General features: G+C 60.1%; 13 protein-coding genes. 7 read left to right on the top strand and 6 right to left on the bottom strand.

What is annotated here, in order from left to right:
• Positions 1-51 precede the first annotated feature (51 nt).
• Genes QU606_RS18425 through QU606_RS18440 form a run of 4 tightly spaced genes read right to left on the bottom strand, consistent with a single transcriptional unit; the run spans position 52 to position 7,829 of the window.
• Positions 52-3,660, bottom strand: a complete 3,609-nt coding sequence (locus QU606_RS18425; protein ID WP_304997297.1) for a response regulator — start codon at positions 3,658-3,660, stop codon at positions 52-54.
• Between the two features lie 7 nt (positions 3,661-3,667).
• On the bottom strand, positions 3,668-4,648 hold the full coding sequence (locus QU606_RS18430; RefSeq protein WP_017530616.1) for a MoxR family ATPase: 981 nt from the start codon (positions 4,646-4,648) through the stop codon (positions 3,668-3,670).
• An 11-nt stretch (positions 4,649-4,659) separates the two neighbouring features.
• A complete protein-coding gene (locus tag QU606_RS18435) occupies positions 4,660-6,576 on the bottom strand; it encodes a caspase family protein (protein WP_017530617.1) in 1,917 nt (638 codons plus the stop codon).
• On the bottom strand, positions 6,573-7,829 hold the full coding sequence (locus QU606_RS18440) for a hypothetical protein (protein WP_017530618.1): 1,257 nt from the start codon (positions 7,827-7,829) through the stop codon (positions 6,573-6,575). Before QU606_RS18440 ends, QU606_RS18435 begins: the two co-directional genes overlap by 4 nt.
• A gap of 353 nt (positions 7,830-8,182) precedes the next feature.
• Here QU606_RS18440 and QU606_RS18445 point away from each other — a divergent pair, with 353 nt between their 5' ends.
• From QU606_RS18445 to QU606_RS18455, 3 genes are read left to right on the top strand one after another with little or no spacing between them, the layout of a single operon-like run.
• Positions 8,183-8,443: a hypothetical protein gene (locus QU606_RS18445; RefSeq protein WP_236645983.1), complete on the top strand. Its 261-nt coding sequence runs from the start codon at positions 8,183-8,185 to the stop codon at positions 8,441-8,443.
• A complete protein-coding gene (locus tag QU606_RS18450; protein WP_227496797.1) occupies positions 8,440-8,703 on the top strand; it encodes a Mov34/MPN/PAD-1 family protein in 264 nt (87 codons plus the stop codon). The genes QU606_RS18445 and QU606_RS18450 overlap by 4 nt, the downstream gene beginning before the upstream one ends.
• The gene (locus tag QU606_RS18455; protein ID WP_024075601.1) at positions 8,703-9,770 is read left to right on the top strand and encodes an SAVED domain-containing protein; all 1,068 of its coding nucleotides are present in this window, start codon (positions 8,703-8,705) and stop codon (positions 9,768-9,770) included. The genes QU606_RS18450 and QU606_RS18455 overlap by 1 nt, the downstream gene beginning before the upstream one ends.
• A 197-nt stretch (positions 9,771-9,967) precedes the next feature.
• Here QU606_RS18455 and QU606_RS18460 read toward each other — a convergent pair whose 3' ends face one another.
• Positions 9,968-10,882 carry a LysR substrate-binding domain-containing protein gene (locus QU606_RS18460; RefSeq protein WP_024075600.1) on the bottom strand — a complete coding sequence of 305 codons (915 nt, stop codon included), beginning with the start codon at positions 10,880-10,882 and terminating at the stop codon, positions 9,968-9,970.
• A gap of 266 nt (positions 10,883-11,148) precedes the next feature.
• On the opposite strand from QU606_RS18460, the gene QU606_RS18465 reads away from it, so the two are divergent.
• From QU606_RS18465 to pgm, 4 genes are all read left to right on the top strand, one after another.
• A complete protein-coding gene (locus QU606_RS18465; protein ID WP_024075599.1) occupies positions 11,149-12,162 on the top strand; it encodes a zinc-dependent alcohol dehydrogenase family protein in 1,014 nt (337 codons plus the stop codon).
• Between the two features lie 713 nt (positions 12,163-12,875).
• Positions 12,876-14,291: a hypothetical protein gene (locus QU606_RS18470; protein WP_304997298.1), complete on the top strand. Its 1,416-nt coding sequence runs from the start codon at positions 12,876-12,878 to the stop codon at positions 14,289-14,291.
• 36 nt (positions 14,292-14,327) lie between these two features.
• Positions 14,328-15,734: a PLP-dependent aminotransferase family protein gene (locus tag QU606_RS18475; protein ID WP_304997299.1), complete on the top strand. Its 1,407-nt coding sequence runs from the start codon at positions 14,328-14,330 to the stop codon at positions 15,732-15,734.
• A 106-nt stretch (positions 15,735-15,840) separates the two neighbouring features.
• On the top strand, positions 15,841-17,484 hold the full coding sequence (gene pgm / locus QU606_RS18480) for a phosphoglucomutase (alpha-D-glucose-1,6-bisphosphate-dependent) (protein ID WP_304997300.1): 1,644 nt from the start codon (positions 15,841-15,843) through the stop codon (positions 17,482-17,484).
• 515 nt (positions 17,485-17,999) lie between these two features.
• Here pgm and QU606_RS18485 read toward each other — a convergent pair.
• Complete coding sequence (locus QU606_RS18485; protein ID WP_069076137.1) at positions 18,000-18,695, bottom strand: pirin family protein; 696 nt, start codon at positions 18,693-18,695, stop codon at positions 18,000-18,002.
• Between the last annotated feature and the right edge of the window lie 97 nt (positions 18,696-18,792).

An 18,792-nucleotide genomic window follows, 5' to 3' on the forward strand; every position in this document is an offset into this window, starting at 1 on the left:
GGAGGGCTGATCGAGAGCTAGTAGCTGACAGCGCTGTGGGCATCAGGGCACTTACGCTTTGACGCTGGGGCCATCGATGCACTCCATGACCCACCGCAGCAGTTTGTCCGACTTGCTCGTGGACCCTTGAGCGCCATTCTGCAGCGCCAGATCGTGGTGTTCAGGCAGATCTGAGCTGGCGTAGATGAAATAAGGGGTCAGGTTGCCTGCTTCGCGCAGGGCCTTGAGCAAGACATAGCCTTCAGCCGATCCCTCCCTACGGCCCATATCGGAAATGATCACGGCAAAACGGCGCTTCTCAAGCGTCTCCAAGGCCTCGTCGGTGGACAGCGCCAAGGTGCAGCGCACTTGTTGGGAGGCCAGAGCGTGGCGCTCCCACTCGTTGTTACCCGGCCGATCGTCGACCCACAGGACCTGACGCATCCAGCGACTGTCGCTAATGGCCGACAGTGGCTCCTCGAACACCCTCACCGTCCTGCCATCGCTGAACGCGATGCGTTGCCCGGTCGCCGAAAGTCCCAGCCTCACATGCCTGACCTCGGCGAGCGCGGTGATGACCTGCCAGCTGTTCAGTCGGGTCATGCTCAGGGTGTCCCATAGGTCCAGACGTCCATACGCAGTCAACGTGGCGAAGCGATGGCCATCGGCGCTTGCCGCCGCCTCTCGCAAGATGCCGTTAAGGTACCGGGGTTGCCGGTCGAGCAACGGCTGCGACGTGCGGTTGGAAACCCGCATATCATGGATCGAACCCTGGTGCAGGAAGCCTGCCGCGGTAATGGCGAAGACGGAGTCATCCAGCGTCCAGCCGGCAAATATCTGGTCATGCAACAAGGTATGCACGTTGTCCTCCTTGCGCAGGTCGCAGATGGACAGCAGGGGGACTTCGGGGGGGTGGAGTTTTCTGGCAGTGCTGGGGGACAGCAAGCGGGGTTCCTCTCCTGCGATCCACCAGCGCCGGTCCAAGGGTGAAAAGACCGGTCGTCGTGGGATGCCTTCACCTGAAATCACCTCTTTCAGGGGGGCGTTTTGATCCTCTCGGTCGCGCTTGATGTAGGTCGAGCCTTGCGCATCCATGCAGACCAATTGCTCCGCACCGGGCTGCTCGTTTCGAGACCCGCGAGGTGTTTCGAGTGCGGGACGGACGAACAGGTGAGTCAACGGAATTGACGAACGATGGAAGGCCAGCAGCCCGCTGTCGATGTCGCCACTCAGGCTTTTGCGACCCACATTCAATGCGGCCACTGTCGTTGCCGCACCATCATGGCTTGCGATGCCGATCTGGTTCTCCGAGAGCCACGTCATGGCCGTTATCGGCTCGTTCTCCGTAGGTAACAACCGCTGTATTCGTTTGCAAAGTGTATTGGTCAGCCAACTCAGCTTCGCCCAGAACTCAGAAGTCGATAGGTACCCAGATGCCTGCAGATCACGCTCTTTCAGGTGAATGGTTTTGTGGATCAGAGGATGGGCGGAACGCTTTGCGCCCATCTCCACGCAAGAGGAGAGGATGTTCTTGCGCGCGCTGAAACGTTCTATCGCGGTAAACTGCAGCGGTTGGGCATGGGCCCAGCGTGAATACTCGCTCGTCTGGAATATCAACAAGGCCTGAGCCGGATTTCGCCGGTTGTTCAACACGATGGGATTGCGCAGCCGCTTGATCCGGACACGACCCGGCAGGCGCGCCATCAGTGCTTCGCTGAGGCGACGAACGATCATCTTGATGGCTTCGAGCTTTCCGCCTTCGTCCTCAGGCCCTGCCGGCACCCACCAGTACAGGACCAAGGTCGGTTTTCTGATGCTGGCGACGTTTTTCTGCTGGCGCAGGGTCCTGCTGTCGGTTTCGTGGGCCGGTCGCCAGAGATCGATCCCGCTGAAGGTGCGAATCGCCAGGCGTTCTTCATCGAAAGGCGACCATTGCAGTTCCTGGACCGGTTCACGCAACGTGCGTGTCCACTGGTTCTGTGCGGACTGCAAGGGTGGAGCTGGTTTGGGCGCAGGTGATCCTTGGTCCGGGTCGGGCTCCGTAGAATGTACTGGTGTCGGCTTTCCGGGTTTTTGCGCTGTGCTGCTGGTCGCGCGCGGCCGCAGGCCGATCCGTTCGAGAAACCCCCGGGAAACCATGGCGAATGCTTGGTGCTCGGACGACAGCTCGTGCAACTGTTCGTCACTCCAGGTCTCTACCACCGCACGCATGTCCAGGGTGCTGTCATGCATGCGTTCCAGATAGCGTCCGACGAGCAACTGCGTCTCCAGCCCCAAGACCTTGGGCATGCCTTGCTGCAACAGGGGGCGCACGCCTTCGATGAAATCGTAGGTCAGGGTATCGGCTGGGGTGTCAGCGGATGAGGGCTGTACTTTCAGCAAGCCACCGAGGACAAATTCGGCCAAATGCGAGGTATCCGAGTGTGGCAGCATCGCCTGCTGTACCCAGCGCATCACCGGGAAGCTCAGCGGTGCGGTCACCGACAGGTGCTGGGCAAGTAGTCGGGCAAGGGGGGACGACGCCATGCGGTATTGCATGGCCAGGCGCTTGGCGTCCACAGGAGGCGACGTCTGCTCTTGCACCTCATCCGCCGCTGGCACTTCCGGTTCACGCTCATCCAGCAGGATGGCGGCCATCGACCCTGCGCGCCCCATCAGCAGCCTGGCCCAAGCACTCAAGGGCTGAACCGCCAGTTCGACCAAGGGAATGGCCAGCCGGGCATCGTCGCGTACCGCAGCGTTGCTGAGGTGGAGTACGCGGACATCCAGCGCGCGTGCAGGAACCAATGCCCGTGCGCTGCTGACTGAGGCGTCCGGGGTGCCGGTCCAGGTCCGTGACCATAAGCGGCCGGGCAGGGTGTGCAGCAGCGCAACCGGCTGGCGCGCCGCCAGGCCGCGCAGCAGTTTCAGGTAGGTGCCGTCCCACCATCCGTTGCTGGTGAAGTCGCTGGCGATCAGGATGATCTCCCCAGGCCACCATTTGATGCGCTCTGCCGACCGCTCGACGCCGATGGGCTGGCCTTGCCGGTCGAGTTCACTAAGCACCGCCATGGGCGCTTCTGCGCCGGCTTCGCGCTCGCCCAGCGACCACTCGCGCTGCAACTTGAAGGTGCCCTGGCCATGGAACAATGCCGCCAGCTCATCTAGCGGCTGCGTCCACAGGGCGTTGGTGCCGCTGCGTTCCCTGATCAGGCTCAGACGCAGCGAGCGGCGCGAACCTGGCATGAACACCGGCTTCAGTGCTTGCAGGCTGTCCTCGGCGACGCTTCGGACCATCGCCCGTTCGTCGAGCCGTTGCGAAGGTTGGCGGTGTTGTGAGCGCAGTTGCTTCACTGCGCGCTTGAACGCGGCGCGCTCGGGCAGCGAGGGAAGAACGCCAAGCGCTGCCGTCTGTCCCGCGACCGGGCTTGCGGCAGTCGGGACGAGCGGGATGTCATCGACGACTGGCGAGGTTGGAGGCGGGCTCTCGACCGTGGCCGGCAGGGCGGGCGTGCTAGTAGACGTGTCGATGGGCGCCTCCACGTCTTCCTGCCATGCAGGCTCGCTGGGGCGCTGCGCGAGCGGCTTCTCTGCGGCGTTATGCGCGCCCATGGCCATTCGCAGCCACAGTGTGTTGGCGATACTGTCGCTGTCCACCGACGCGCCACTTTCGCGCAACGCCTTTATCAACGTGTCGAGCATGGTCGTGTCAGCTCAGTGGGCGGGTCAGCAGGTCGTAAAACTTCTGCGCTTCGTCAGGCGTGCCCTGGTTGACCTTGTGGATCAGGTAGGCAGCGTTCAGCAGCTGGTCGGTGGCGCTGACCGTATCGTTCTCGGCAAATTCCGAGATGTACTTCTGCACCTTGGCGGCGGCCTCGCTCCCCATCTGTGCTTCGACGATCTTCGTCAGCGCCTTGTCATCCGGTGCCTGCAATTCGATGCGAATGCAGCGGCGCAAGAATGCCGCAGGGAACTCCCGTTCGTCGTTGCTGGTGAAGACGATGAACGGAAACTCATGGCACTGCACCCGTCCGCCCCTGATCCTGGCTTTCTCAACCTGTGCTGTCATGACCTTGGCGGACGATGCGACCCGTACCTCCACCTCTTCGCATTCATCTCGCTGCAACTCTGGGATCTCGAACCAGCCCTCTTCCAGCGCGTTGAGCAGGTCGTTGGGCAGGTCAGGGTCTGCCTTGTCGAGTTCATCGATCAGCAGCGCCCGCGGGCGCTTCGACGGCAGCAACGCTGTACCGAGGGCTTGCAGGCGAATGTACTTGCCAATGTCCGGCGCCGAGCCGCCGCTCAGGCTCTGGTCGCGCAGGCGGCCGATGGCATCGTAGTCGTACAGGCCATTTTCCAGGGTCGTGCGCGAATTCACCGGCCAGACCAGCACCGGGCCCAGTTTCAGTTCGTAGGCGATACGGTAGATCAGCGAGCTTTTTCCGGTGCCTGGAGGGCCGGTGACCAATAATGGACGACGGAGAATCAGGGCGGCGTTGATCGCATCGATGATTGCGGGCGGCGTCTGGTAGGCCCTAGCATGATCCCAGTAGCGGTCGTCATCCTCGACTGATCCGCAGTCGTACAGTTGATCGGCGGCCGGTTCGACGAAAGTGCGCCACGGTGGTGCGGGAGGCAGGGTAACGGTCGCAGGTTTGCGCTCACCCGAAAAAATGTGCCACTGGGTCATGTTCATGTCCTTTAGGAGGGTTGCTTGAAGCGACTGGAAAAGCCGCCAGCACCGTCTGGAATCTGGTCGGGGTTGTCAAATATGCAGGTAATGCCATGCTGCCCTTGGGCGTTGAGTGTGGCCAACTCGGTGCGGGTCTGGTGCAGGTAGGCAAACAGCCCGCTTTCCACGATCGCAGTGACCTGCTCCATATGCGCAGGCTCGCACCATGTGGCACAGGCTGCGCCTTGCTTGAGCAACCGCTCGAGGTCGGCCCTCTGGGTGTCTAGGTGCGCTGTGCCGTGCCAAAGCCAGTCACTGCGGGGCATCGCGGTGCCGGAGGAGAGCCAGGCCATTTTCGGCGGTCGCCCGCTGTTGACCTTGGCGTCCTTCCAGTGGCGTTTCCACACACGATTCCAGCGCTCGTCGGTCCAGCGCTCCAGAATGCGCAACGCCAGCAGCGACTCGCCATGGCCCAGGTACGCGGGTACCTCATCCCGGATGAACTCAAGGCCGGTATAGGGCTGGAAAAGATCCGCCGCCGGCACCACGACTTCGAACAGGGTGGTGCGATACACGCATGGACTGGCGCAGAGTTGCTCCAGCACACTACGCAGGCGTTCGGTCAGGCTGGACTGAGGCGTCGTGAAGGGCTCCATGTCGGTGGGCTCGTCATTAGAGTACGTCCACACCCGAGTTTCGTTTGGGTTTTGGCTACCGCGCAGGTCGATGATGATGAGGTCTGCTCTTGCCATCGCCTCGTTCTCGAAATGGCCCTTCAACTGGTTTACAGCGGGCCTGTCGTGAGCGCCGGGCCATTTGAGGATCCAGTTAAAGACCTTCTCGATGTCGGCGTCCCAATTCGTGCTGCCGCAGTTCTCCTTGAGCTGGACCATCACCGAATGCAGGTGGATCGCGAACTGTTCAATGTTCGTCAGCCCGCAATCCTCGGGGGCGACCAGTCCGTCCAGCAACTGCAGCAGCGACAGGGGGCGGGTCGGGCGCTCTGATGTTCCGCGCCGGAACCGTCGGGAGATGGCCTGGATAAAATCCGTGGTCATCCCTTGGCTTGTGCCGAGTATCCGTTCCAGTTCCGCCAGAGCGCCTTGGTCGGTGGCGAGGGAACCCAAGACTTGCGACTGCTCCTCCATGTTGTGATCGCGATAGGAGACGGACATCCGGTTGTTGAGAGCCCAGGGAGAGGCGTCCATCGCCTTGCGCACCTCTTCGATATTCAGCCCTTCCAATGTGTCCTGGCCTGCAAGGGCCTTCATGAGGGCGGAGGAAAACCCCCCGGTCTGTCGTACTTGATCGTTGCCGGCCGATTGGCCGGGACGTGCGGCGTTGAAGATATATTGATGGCTATCAGGCACCGTCCTTGGTGAATCTTGAATGGCCAGGCATTTCAGGGGGAGGCCTCCCGGCAGGGTCGCGCAGATGTCCTGGATGATCCACTGGCGGTGGAAGCGGTTCGCGCCGGTGTAGTAGGCGAACCGGTTGGCAATCCCTGTCAGGTTCACCACGTGGCATTGGCGCTCGGAGGCATCGGCAGTAACCAGGTAGCGCTTTGGTGCTTCTCCACCTTCCCACAGGCCATGACCGCCCAGGTAAAGGACCAAGGTTTTCACGCCGACACCGTCCGGTGTGAGCAGGTTCTGGGGCTCCAGGATGTCGTCCAGTTCTTGGCGTGTGGGGTTCTGTCGCAGTTCGACGCCTGCGTCGCGCAAACAGGCCTTCAACTGCTCGCGTTGCTCGCCCAGCGCTTCGCTGATGTCGGTGTCCTCGTTGATCAAGACCTTCATGTTGCCTGGGAGGACGCCTTTTTCCAGCAGCCAGTTGGCCATGCGCAGCGCATCCATCGCCGGGCCGTTGAGCGTCCAGCCGGCTTGTCGGTAGCACTCGATACCGACCACGATAGCGTAGGTATTCGCTGCCGAGCCGAGCTTCATGTGCCAAGGGTTTCCAGGAATCCGGCGATCCGCTTCCAGACCTCGACGTTGTCCCAGTAGGTGCTATGCGATGCAGGGAAGGGTTGATGGCTGCGGATTTCGCAGTCACTGACCCTGGCGCCGTTGCCCAAGATGGCCTCTGCCTTGAAGGACAGCAGGTCGTCACGATCGTAGATGTTCAGCCAACTGGGCATATGGCCCGGCAATGCGGCGGGTTGCTGGAGTTGGGTTAACGCGCCGATCTCGTACAGAAACGGTGCTTGGGAGCCGGCGGTGATCACGGCCTTGACCTGAGGTGGCGGCGACGAGATCAACAGATCGATGCAAGCGATGCCACCCAGGCTGTGGGCTAGCAGCACCACTGGCGTCTCACCCGCGTCTGCAACCGCCTTGGCGATGATCGAGCGAATTGTTTCGCCCCGGGCCTGGTAGAGCAGGATGTCGCCAACGGCAGGCGTCGCTGCATTGGCGATGCTGTGGCGATAGGTCCGTCCGCCCCAAGCGGCGACCTGAAGCACCGGGTCGGCAACAACTGCGCCAAGGAAGGTGCGTAACGGCTTGGTCACGAAGCTGACGATATCGCCGACCACTCCTCTGACCTGAGCGCCGCTTCCTCCCATGAGGTGGAAGGCCGCCAGTTGCAGCGCGTCGCGGGTGGTGGACGGAACCACGGGTGACCCCGTAGTCATTTGCGCCTGCACCCAACCTGCTGTCACGGCCCGGGCCAGCAACTCGATGAGAGGGTCGAGCCCCTTGCCGCTGTTCTTGCCGAACTGGACGCCCTCGGCGATTGCGCTATCGAGTTCCGGTAAGTTATCGATCGCTTCTATCGCAGCGACGGCGCTACCGTCGACCTTGCCGGGCACGGGGGGCCAGGTGCCAGTGTCGATTGCATTCCGCAGTTCGGCCAGTGCCTTGCGCACTTTAATCACCGGGCTGTCGCCGAAGCCGTCGAAGGCTATGTCACCACTCGTCCTGGCGGCCAGCAACCGCAACTCGACCAGCGGATCGTCGTACAACAGTGCCCATTCGGCGAGGGCTTCGTCTTCGGGCGTTTGCTGGTTGATGGCCCTGGCCTGGTCATACAGCGGCACCGACAAGCCCTTGCCGATATCACTGCCATGGTCGCCCCAATAACAACCCGTCACGGATGCAGCGGGCAGAAAGTGCGCCACATGAGCCTTGACCGTATTGAAGGTGGCTTCGAATGCGGGCAAACGAACGCCCGTGCCGTGCACGAATATGATTTTCATCGTCCGTCCTCTGGATGCTGGCAGCGTTAAATCGGATGGCATATCGCCACGCCGCCCATAATCTTAGCAATTAGGGGAAAAGAGAAGTGGCAGAAAGCCATTTCGGCGAACAATCATAAGATGCTCTAAGGTCCAGACCATCTCCATCCCGGCCTTAGAAGTCCAAGAAGACGTCACTGTGATTGCTGCGCACCCGTCTCGCTTTGCCACTGACCTACTTGCTCGTCCCGAAGCGACGATCTTCCCATACTCCGCTTATTTGATTGGCCTGTCTGGAAGATGGCTCTTTACGGCGCCATTCGATGTTAGGCCGATCGATCTTGGCCCAACCGATGGTCGGAGCATGGAGGTACATGATGGCGACGTTGAGGCCTTCAAGGAATTCTTCGCAGACCTTCTACCAAAAGCCAACGATGCAAGTTGAATTTGCGGATAGCGTCAAGGAGCAGTTGCGAAAGGCGCTCAGAGCGGCGGGTAGTCGAGAGATTGGCAGTGTGTTGATGGGGGAGCAGATTGAGCCCGGTCATTTCCGAGTTGTTGACTTGATGATTGACAGCCAGACGGGAGGGCAAGCGCATTTCGTCCGGAGCTCGGAAGCCCATGCCGAGGCATGAATGCGTTCTTCTGCGAAACCGGGCATCAATATGATCGCTTCAACTACTTGGGTGAGTGGCATTCGCACCCTCGATTCCCGGTGACGCCTAGTGCTCAGGACGTTGAGTCTATGGTCGATCTTGTCAACGGTGAGCGCGGTATCGATTTTGCGGTACTGCTGATCGTTCGGCTGCAATGGTGGCGGAAGATCTCATGTTCTTGCACCTTGTTTCGTCGCCATTTTAGCCCATCACCGGTTGTCATTCTGGAGCATAGATAGTGATAAATTACTTCATTAAATCGCTTATCGATTGGGTCTTCAGGCGATGTTTGCCGGGCGTCACACTGATTCGAGTAGGCGTGCCCCTCTTTGGTCTGGTGCTCGTAGGACTGACAGTCGGCATTACGATTCCAACTTCCCAGGTGCCGTTTAACTTTAGCTGGGATACCTCTGGAAGCTCCGGTGCATTGAGTTGGGGTGTGTTCGCGAGAGCTTGTGTGATTGTATTGCTAGGTGGATGGCTGGTCGTTCGTGATATCCGCCGAGAGAGCCGTAAGAAGGTCATCGTGATCAAGGCCAGAGGGTTGAGAGATTGGCAAGGTCAACCTCTGGCTTCAGCAGTTCCCTCATCAATACTCGGTCGCCGTGAGCAGGTGATCATCGACTTGAGGCAAGGAATTGTAGACGGACAGATCGTGAGCCCAGAGGCTGCAGTACGTCGAATTTCAAGCCTGCCTGATGACATTGCACGACGTTGCGATGGGTTGGATCGATCCGATATATCGTTTGTGCTCGGTGGGCTTGCACCGGTGCCATTGCTTTTTCTCCTCGGAGTGATCGTCGTCGACGAGTCAAACACGGTCATCATGGACTGGGATCGGCTACTGCGTGCCAGGCGTGGGTTGACCGTTGATGATGACGGTAAACGCTTTGTGGTGGCAGGCTTGGATACCTTGCAAGCAGGGGCGACCCGCGTGGCGCTCTGTGTGTCCGCTTCGTACGATGTTTTGGATGTTGATGTGCAGATCACTGAGGCAGTAACGCCCATTATCCGGATGGATCTGGAAGGCCGTGGTACCGACACGCATTGGTCCGAGTTGAAACAACAACTCGCTCAGCTGTTTCTCGATACAGTGATTTCCTTGGTTCGAAAAGGCGTTACAGAAATAACTTTGTTTCTGGCTGCCCCTGCAAGCCTGGCATTGCGGCTAGGCATGCTGTATGACAAGCGGAATCTCCCTCGCCTGGAGGTCAATCAGTACGAACAGGCCGATCCCAAACGATTCCCTTGGGTAGTGCGCATGCCTGTAGCGGGGGTGCTCCAGCCGGAAATAGTGCACCGATGATGTCGCTAAAGTTCTCTTGGCGCTTAGCGACACACTGATGCTTAGGCAGGATTGCGGGCAGTGGGGGCATCCTTTTCAAACCATCCAAAGCATGCCCTCAGATGTGCCCCCAATGTAGCAATCCACCGGAAGTGAATGGAGCTCCATGGTTTGTGGAAAGGCAAAAATGATCAGATGAACAGCCTGCCCGACGACGCCTAAAGACTCTCAGGGTCGCCAAAAAACATCTGAATCCTCGACCGCAACCACCGCTCCCCCGGATCATTGTCCTGCGATCCCCGCCAGGCCATATGCAACTCAAACGAGCGCACCGGCAACGGCGGTTCCTCAGCCCGCAAGCCGCCCGCGGCGGTCAGTGCTTCGGCGGCGTAGTCCGGCACGATGGCGACAATATCGGTCCCCGCCAGCAACGTACCCAAGCCATTGAACTGCGGTACGGCCAGCACCACATGGCGTTTGCGATCGAGCTTCTCCAGCTCTTCATCGATAAACCCGCTCAAGTCGCCGGCAAACGACACCAGCGCATGGGGGCGGGCGCAGAAGTCGTCCAGGCTGAGGGCGCCGGGTACGCTGTCAGCGCGCAGCAGTTTGGGCAGGCTGCGGCGCAGCACCTTGCGCTTGGCGTTGGCCGGCAAGTCGGCGGTGTAGCTGACGCCGATGGAGATTTCTCCGGAAGCCAGCAGGCCTGGCATCAGGATGTAGTTGACGCGGCGTACCACCAGCACGATGCCAGGGGCTTCGGCACGCAGGCGCTTGAGCAATTGCGGAAGCAGGGCGAACTCGACGTCGTCGGACAGGCCGATGCGGAACACGGCGGTGCTGGTGGCCGGGTCGAACTCGGCGGCGCGGCTGACGGCGGTGGAAATAGAGTCCAGGGCCGGGGAGAGCAGGGCGAAGATTTCCACGGCGCGGGCCGATGGCTCCATGCTGCGCCCGGTACGCACGAACAGCGGGTCGTCGAACAGGCCGCGCAGGCGCGATAATGCTGCGCTGATGGCCGGTTGGCCCAGGAACAATTTCTCGGCCGCGCGGGTCACACTGCGCTCGTGCATCAAGGTTTCGAATACGATCAAGAGGTTCAGGTCGACACGACGCAGGTCGTTACGGTTCATCTTGTGTCCTGGAAGAGTCAGCAAACTTGACGAGAGCGGCCATATAGAGCCCTTGGGTTCTATTTGGAAGCATGACCGGCATGAATCTTACGGGGAAAGGCTGGTACTCTGCATCGGCTAATTGAGTTTTCCTACGATACTTGAGGGTTATTCCTCAGATGCGGAATCAATGGCAGACATGTCGACTATTAACGGCGACCGGTGGTCTTACCCGGAAAGCCCAGATAGAGTTCGTGGCAATAGAGGTTACTTTGACGAGGTTTGCGATGTCCCGCACGATCCGTTTTCACAAGTTTGGTCCGGCCGAGGTGCTCAAATGCGAAGAGCATGCAGCCGCGCAGCCTGCACCGGGCGAAGTGCAGGTGCGTGTCGAGGCGATTGGCATCAGTTGGTATGACATTTTGTGGCGCCAGAACCTGGCATCCTCCCATGCACGCCTGCCGTCTGGCCTTGGCCATGAAATGGCGGGTGTTGTGGTGGCGCTCGGTGACGGCGTGGATGATTTGGCCGTGGGCGATAAGGTGGCCAGTTTTCCGGCCGAGAGCCCCAATGATTATCCGGTGTATGGCGAACAGATCGTCTTGCCACGCACCGCCCTGACCCGTTATCCGGATGTCTTGAGCCCGATCGAAGCCAGCGTGCACTACACGCCGCTGTTGATTGCCTACTTTGCCTATGTCGACCTGGCGCGGGTCAAACCCGGCCAGTTTGCACTGGTGACTGACGCCAGCCACTGTGCCGGTCCGTCCTTCGTGCAACTGGGCAAAGCCTTGGGTGTTCGGGTGATTGCCGCGACCAAGGACAGCGCTGAGCGCGAGTACCTGCTGTCCCTTGGCGCCGAAAAGGTCATCGTCACCGAAGAACAGGACCTGCTCATGCAGGTCAACAAGATCACCGACAACCGCGGTGTCGACGTTGTGTTCGATGGCTTGGGTGGCCCACAAATGTCGCTGCTCGGCGATGTACTGGCTCCGCGTGGCAGCCTGGTGCTGTACGGCTTGCAAGGTGGCAACCAGACACCCTTCCCAGCGTGTGCCGCGTTCCAGAAGAACATTCAGTTCTTTGTACATTGCATCGGCAACTTCACGGGTAAACCGGAGCTGGGCATCATCCAGGACCAGGTTGCGCTGCAACGAGCATTGCGTGATATCAACCAGTTGACCGCCGACCGTGTGCTGGTGCCCCTCAAAACCACGGTGTTTCCATTCAACCAGTTCGTCGAAGCGCACCGCTATATGGACGAATGCCCGTGCCGAGAGCGTGTTGCATTGCAGGTTTAAGCTGTTTGAGCTGTAGGAGTATTCGCAAATGAATGCTCGGTCGTCTGGATGAATGAGGCAAATGTGCCATTTGTCAGGGCTTAACCCGCGCGAGGGTTGAGCCATCGTTCAGGCACATCGTCCCGCAAAACCCGACCTTTCTCCCGAATGCCGCCCTGAATCCCAGTGCGGCATCTTTACGTTTGCGTCAGCTTCGCCGTACCCATTTACCATCTGAACGGATTTCTCGTCCTGTTCTGTATCTGTTAATCATTATTCCAGCACTGATAATTGTGTCTTCACTGTCATCTCAAGGATTGAGCAATGATTGAATATCTGACATTTGCGCATCAAATGTATGAAGCTGGAACTTCTCGACGTTTACCGATGAGGAAGATCGTGGGTGTCCCGGCAGGCGATCCCCGCTCTTTCAAGAACAATTCATTTAGTCGGATAAATTATAGTTGTCGGAAACTTCTTTAGTTTTCCGGATAAGCCAGTGTAGGACGCTGTCAGAGCGTTCCTAGGGCCTAATCAGGGCCTTGGTGCAAGGGTTTCAGGGAAGAAGGGCGCGACGGGTGCGTAATTGGCAAGCCCTGGGACTTTGTTGCAGCGTGCTAAAGTTTATCCAACGTCATACCGCGCGATGGACCACGCGTCTACATATGTAATAAGTCGAGCAAATATGCTCAATAGTTGCTTGAAACTGATACTTCAACTCAGGTAGTAGAACGATGAGCTCTATTCACGAACAAGCCATGAACTATGTTTATCATCAAGTTCTGCAACGTTTAATCGGGCACTTTACGCGTGCCGAACGTACAGCACTTCAATTGCTTATTCAGCGAATCGTCGTGGCGGCCGGCGGCATGGAGCAAGTGGGGCAATACAAGATCATGGTGGCCCATGGGGGTGGCGAGGTCAGCAGCTACACCCTGGCGCTGTTGCGTGCGGCGCAACTGAGTATCGCCGTTCGCGCCCCCGGGACGTTCCAGCTACGGGTTGCCACCTTGCGGCATACGGGCATGACCCAGGCCACGCTCGATACCTTGCATCATGGCTACGGCATGTTGTTTTTCCATGACGACCCCCGGGTGGAGTTGTTGATGGTGGAAAATCAGGAAGTGCTGCCTTTCAACCACCAACGCCCGCCCTCCAGTGCTGGCACCGCCGTAAGTCAGCGCAATAGGGTGATGGTGGGGCACATGACCTCCGGGGATGTTCGCGCCACGCTGTGCAATGACACTTACCTGGCCCTGGCGGATTTCTACCCGCGCGTCACCAGTTGGAACGCAGGCGTGCATGCCTTGGTCAGCGGCGACTCCCCGCGCAAGCAGGGCCAGTACCTGGCCTGGCTGAAAAAGAATGCGCTGGCGGCGGGTGTCGTCATTCCCCCCGGCAGCCCCTCGTCGCTCAACCGTCTGTTTGCCTGCATGGAAGAGTGGAGCAACGGCTGTTACCAGGATCTCTACGGCGACCAATACACGCCCCCGGAAAGTCCCGGTCGGGGCGGGCACCGCCATCTGGCGTATATCGGGATTGCCGACTTGCTCAATGGCATGAACCCGGCCACAGCGCCGTTGCTTACCGAGTTTTTGAGCTATAGGCCTGATCCATTCGGTGTCCACTTCAGCCATCCCACTTACCCGAACCCTTTGCTGATGGCCCATCTGCGAGGTTTGCAGGCCGAGTGTCTGCGCGATCTTGCCTATGAGGATGGGGTGGAGGCGTTTCTCCGGCAGGCGCAGGATTACATGTGTAGCCGGCAGATTCCCGAACACTTGATCGCGCAAGCGCCGACGGGGGACGGTCGTGCCCTGTCAACGGCCTATGCCCAGGCGTTCTTTGGCCTGGATGAGAGCCAATTGACCTGCCTGCTGTTTTCGCCCTTCATTCACCATGGCGAGCGATTGGAAGGTTACCTGCGCCAATGCCATCCGGGCATGCTGGTGGCGCTCCCCGAATTGCACAAGGCGCTTCAAGGCAAACCCGTCGCCGATATGCTGTTGCAGTGGGTCATTGACGCCAGTGGCTTGCCGTTGTCCTTGTTGCAGCATCTGTACCGCAAGCGGCCCCTGGAGGCCGGGCATGCGCGGGGGCGGCGCGGTACGCATGCCGAGGCGCAAGCCTTTCAGTTCTCCGGGCGTTGAGTCCGTGCGCTGGCGTATTGGTCCGGGTGCGTGGCAATGACCCTGCGTGGTGAGCGGCAGGCGGACTTTGCCTACCAGGCGGTATACCGCTACATGATCAACCTTATCAACGAAGTCAGCCTGGATACCCCGGCCAAACTGCCGTCCCTGCGGCAATTGTCGACGCGCCTGAATGTGTCGATCTCGACGATCCAGTACGCCTACTCGCTGCTGGAAAAGGAGGGCCGGGTCTACTCGGTGGCCAAATCGGGCTATTTCGCCTGGCCCGTAACGGCTAACCCGCTGATGGCGGTGGGAGGCGACCTGCTCGAGCGCTTATATGCCGCCGCGCGGCGACCCGGGATGAGCGTGCTCAGCGGCGATGAGCCGACGCTGCTGGGCTCGCTGGATAGCGTCTTGCTGACGCTCGAGCGCCAACTGGTGCGCCTGCATCCGCGCCACCTGCAACCCTGGTCGCAACCGTGCGGGGTGTGGGAGCTGCGCGCGGCGCTGGCGGCCCGTTATACCTCGTCGCCGACGCGCTGCTGGCAGGCGGATGACGTCTATATCGGTGCGGACCTGCGCGGGGTACTGGAGATCCTGATCGAGGTGCTGGGCCTGAAGGGTAAGACGGTCGTGGTCGAATCCCCCTGCGATTACTTGATCCTGCGCTTGTTGCAGGCTGCTGGCGTACGGGTCGTCGAATGGCCCTGGCAGGCCGATGGCAGCCCGGACCTGGCGTTGTTCGAGCACTGGCTGCGCCACGAATCGGTGCACCTGGTGCTGCTGTCGTCGGTGGTCAGCATGCCTTCGGGCCACGCCCTGCCTGCCTATGATCAGCTACGACTGGCGAGCCTGTTGGACCAATCTGGCTGTTGGTTGCTGGAGAATGATTGTTTTGGTGAGCTGTGCTTCGCGCCACGCCAGAGAGCAATGCGTGACCTGATCAACCCTGAGCGGCTGATCGTGTTCTCGTCGTTCGAGAAAATGCTCGGCCCGGAGGCGCCCTTCGGGTATGTGCTGTCTCGTCATCTGGCCAGCGAGTTGCAGCGCCAGTTCCTGTTGCGCGCGTTTCGCCTGTCGTCGATGCGCCAGCATGCGATTGCGCGCCTGTACCAAAGCGGGCGGCTGGACCAGCACCTGGGGGCATTGCGTCAACGCTTGCGGGAACAGGCCGCGGCCATGAGTGAACGCCTGGATATGCGCCTGGAAGGGCGCGTGACCTATCGAATGCCCATCGCCGGGGCCAGTTTCTGGTTGCAGTCGGTGGCGGCGGTGGACATGCGCCAGGTATTCCAGCGTGCAGTAGCCCAGCAGGTCGTGATCGCCCCTGGTGAATTGTTCAGCCTCAGTGGCCTGCATCACCAGCATCTGCGACTGAGCCACACGTTCAATGGGCAGCCCAACCTGGACATTGCCCTGGATACCCTGGCGCAGGCGCTGTTGCAGGCACAGACCGGCTAGGATGTTAAAAAATTCTCTTAGGCTTGTAGGATCGATACCGTCGCGCAGTAGTCCAACTCTCAGTAAACTGTCATTTTTTCCGAATCCATCTCTCTGAGGTTTATGCATGACAATCAGTCCTTTTGCGGGCAAGCCGGCGCCAGCCCAGTTGCTGGTGGATATCCCGCGACTGGTCACGGCCTATTACACCGGTCAGCCTGATGCAGCGATCTCCACCCAGCGCGTGGCCTTTGGCACTTCCGGTCACCGTGGCAGCTCGTTCGACCTGAGCTTCAACGAATGGCATGTACTCGCCATCAGCCAGGCCATTTGCCTGTACCGCGAAGCCCAAGGTATCGACGGCCCGCTGTTTGTCGGCCTGGACACCCATGCGCTGTCGACGCCCGCGGGTGCCAGCGCCCTGGAAGTGCTGGCTGCCAACGGCGTCCATGTGATGCTGGCCGAAGGCGATGAATACACGCCAACCCCGGCGATTTCCCACGCGATCATCTGCTACAACCGGGGCCGCACCCATGGCCTGGCAGACGGGATTGTCATTACCCCGTCCCACAACCCGCCACAAAGTGGTGGCTACAAGTACAACCCGCCCAACGGTGGCCCGGCCGATACCCACGTCACCAAGTGGATCGAAGCCAAGGCCAACGAACTGCTGGCCGCCAAACTGGCCGGGGTCAAGCGCATCACCCACGCCCAGGCGCTCAAGGCCGACACCACCCATCGCCATGACTACCTCAACAGCTATGTGGCCGACCTGATCAACGTGATCGACATGCACGCGATTCGCAGTGCCGATCTGCGTCTGGGTGTCGATCCGTTGGGCGGAGCAGGGGTGCGCTACTGGTCGGCCATCGCCGAGCATTACCGCCTGAACCTGGACGTGGTGAACACCGAGGTCGATGCCACGTTCCGCTTCATGAGCGTCGACTGGGACGGCCAGATTCGCATGGACCCGTCCTCCAGCTACGCCATGCAGGGCCTGATCGGCCTGAAGGAGCGTTTCGACGTGGCCTTCGCGTGTGACCCGGACCACGATCGCCATGGCATCGTCACCCCATCCGGTGGGCTGTTGGCGCCGAACAATTACCTGGCGGTGTCCATCGACTACCTGTTCCAGAATCGGCCTGACTGGCGCGCCGACGCCGCCGTGGGTAAGACCGTGGTCAGCAGCGGCTTGATTGATCGCGTGGCCGCACGCATCGGCCGTCGCCTGTACGAAGTGCCGGTGGGCTTCAAGTGGTTTGCCGACGGCCTGTTCGACGGCTCGCTGGGCTTTGGCGGCGAAGAAAGCGCCGGCGCGTCGTTCCTGCGCAAGGACGGCACGGTGTGGAGCACCGACAAGGACGGCCTGATCCCAGCGTTGCTCGCGGCAGAAATGACCTCGCGCAAAGGCCAGGACCCAAGCCAGATCTACCGTGGCCTGACGGACGCCCTGGACGAACCCTTCGCCATCCGCGTCGACGCCAAGGCCACGCCGGCGCAGAAAGCCCTGCTGGGCAAACTGTCGCCGCAGCAAGTGACCTCTACCCAGTTGGCCGGGGAAAGCATCCAGCAGATCCTCAGCCATGCACCCGGCAACAACCAGGCGATTGGCGGCTTGAAGGTCATGACCGAAAACGGCTGGTTCGCCGCGCGCCCATCGGGCACCGAGGACATCTACAAGATCTACGCCGAGAGTTTCATTGGCGAAGATCACCTCAAGCAACTGGTGGAAGAGGCGCAGGTGCTGGTCGACGGCGCCATTACTCAATAACGCCAGGTGGGAGGGGGCAAGCCCCAATGCCAGCCAGTCAAGGCGGCACGCTGTAACTGTGGCGAGCGGGCTTGCCCTAATGCCGTTCAGTTAAGGCTTTTTTGTAGGAGCGAGCTTGCTCGCGAAAAACTTACAGGCGCCGCGTTGATTCAGGAAACACGCGTTATCGTTGACGTTTTTCGCGAGCAAGAACTAGGCGTCCCCCTCGCTCCTACAGAAGGCGATGTACGCTTAACTGAACGGCATTAGGGCTTGCCCCGCGTTGGGCTGCGTAGCAGCCCTGACCCAGGCGCCGCGTTCCTTCAGGCAGAACTCATTGGCTGGTTTTGGGGCCGCTTCGCGCCCCAACGCGGGGCAAGCCCGCTCGCCACAACAAGCCCGCTCGCCACAACAAGCCCGCTCGCCACAACAAGCCTGCTTGCCACAACAATCAGGCTCGCCATTTGCCCGTTCTATCTCTTGACTGACGGGCATTGGGGCTTGCCCCCCAGGTTTGATTCAGGCGGGGCGTCAGATCAGGCCAGGTCGACCAGCACGATTTCGCTGTCTTCTATCGCGGTCACGCGCAATACCTGCTCATCCTCTACCGCTACACCATCTCGAGCTTGCGCCCGCAAGCCATTGATCTCAATCACTCCCGTTGCCGGTACCAGGTAGGCGCGACGCCCGCTGTCCAGCCGGTATTCGGCACTTTCCCCAGCCTTCAGGGTCGCCGCCACCAGCCGTGCATCAGCCCGAATACGCAGGCTTTCGCTGTCACCGGCCTTGCCGCTGGCCAACGTGACAAACCCCTCGCGATCGCCCTTGGGAAACGGTTTGGCCCCCCATGACGGCGGCAATCCGGCCTCGTTCGGGATAATCCAGATTTGGAAAATCTTGGTCGGCGTGGCTTCCAGGTTGTATTCGCTGTGAGCGATCCCGGTGCCCGCGCTCATGACCTGTACGTCGCCGGCTTCGGTACGGCCCTTGTTGCCGAGGTTGTCTGCATGGCTGATGGCCCCCTCACGCACATAGGTGATGATTTCCATATCGCGGTGCGGGTGCTGCGGGAAACCGGTACCTGGGGCGATGATGTCATCGTTCCACACCCGCAGGTTGCCCCAGTGCATGCGCTTGGGGTCGTGGTACTCGGCGAAGGAAAAGTGATGATGGGCGTCAAGCCAACCATGATGGGCGCCACCCAGAGTGTTGAAAGGTCGAAGTTCAAGCATGACGGTCTCCTATTGATGAGCCTATCTTCCCTGAGCACATGATCGATAAAAAGCGTAAAAACTGCCTTATTCCTATCTGTAAATCCGATTGATTAGT

This window comes from Pseudomonas sp. OVF7, assembly GCF_030644265.1.
GTDB classification, from domain to species: Bacteria; Pseudomonadota; Gammaproteobacteria; order Pseudomonadales; family Pseudomonadaceae; genus Aquipseudomonas; species Aquipseudomonas gorinensis.

Coding starts and splice junctions, on each gene's coding strand:
- QU606_RS18425 (WP_304997297.1), bottom strand. CDS start 3,660: ATGCTCGACACGTTGATAAAGGCGTTGCGCGAAAGTGGCGCGTCGGTG.
- QU606_RS18430 (WP_017530616.1), bottom strand. CDS start 4,648: ATGACCCAGTGGCACATTTTTTCGGGTGAGCGCAAACCTGCGACCGTT.
- QU606_RS18435 (WP_017530617.1), bottom strand. CDS start 6,576: ATGAAGCTCGGCTCGGCAGCGAATACCTACGCTATCGTGGTCGGTATC.
- QU606_RS18440 (WP_017530618.1), bottom strand. CDS start 7,829: ATGAAAATCATATTCGTGCACGGCACGGGCGTTCGTTTGCCCGCATTC.
- QU606_RS18445 (WP_236645983.1), top strand. CDS start 8,183: ATGATGGCGACGTTGAGGCCTTCAAGGAATTCTTCGCAGACCTTCTAC.
- QU606_RS18450 (WP_227496797.1), top strand. CDS start 8,440: ATGAATGCGTTCTTCTGCGAAACCGGGCATCAATATGATCGCTTCAAC.
- QU606_RS18460 (WP_024075600.1), bottom strand. CDS start 10,882: ATGAACCGTAACGACCTGCGTCGTGTCGACCTGAACCTCTTGATCGTA.
- QU606_RS18465 (WP_024075599.1), top strand. CDS start 11,149: ATGTCCCGCACGATCCGTTTTCACAAGTTTGGTCCGGCCGAGGTGCTC.
- QU606_RS18470 (WP_304997298.1), top strand. CDS start 12,876: ATGAGCTCTATTCACGAACAAGCCATGAACTATGTTTATCATCAAGTT.
- QU606_RS18475 (WP_304997299.1), top strand. CDS start 14,328: ATGACCCTGCGTGGTGAGCGGCAGGCGGACTTTGCCTACCAGGCGGTA.
- pgm (WP_304997300.1), top strand. CDS start 15,841: ATGACAATCAGTCCTTTTGCGGGCAAGCCGGCGCCAGCCCAGTTGCTG.
- QU606_RS18485 (WP_069076137.1), bottom strand. CDS start 18,695: ATGCTTGAACTTCGACCTTTCAACACTCTGGGTGGCGCCCATCATGGT.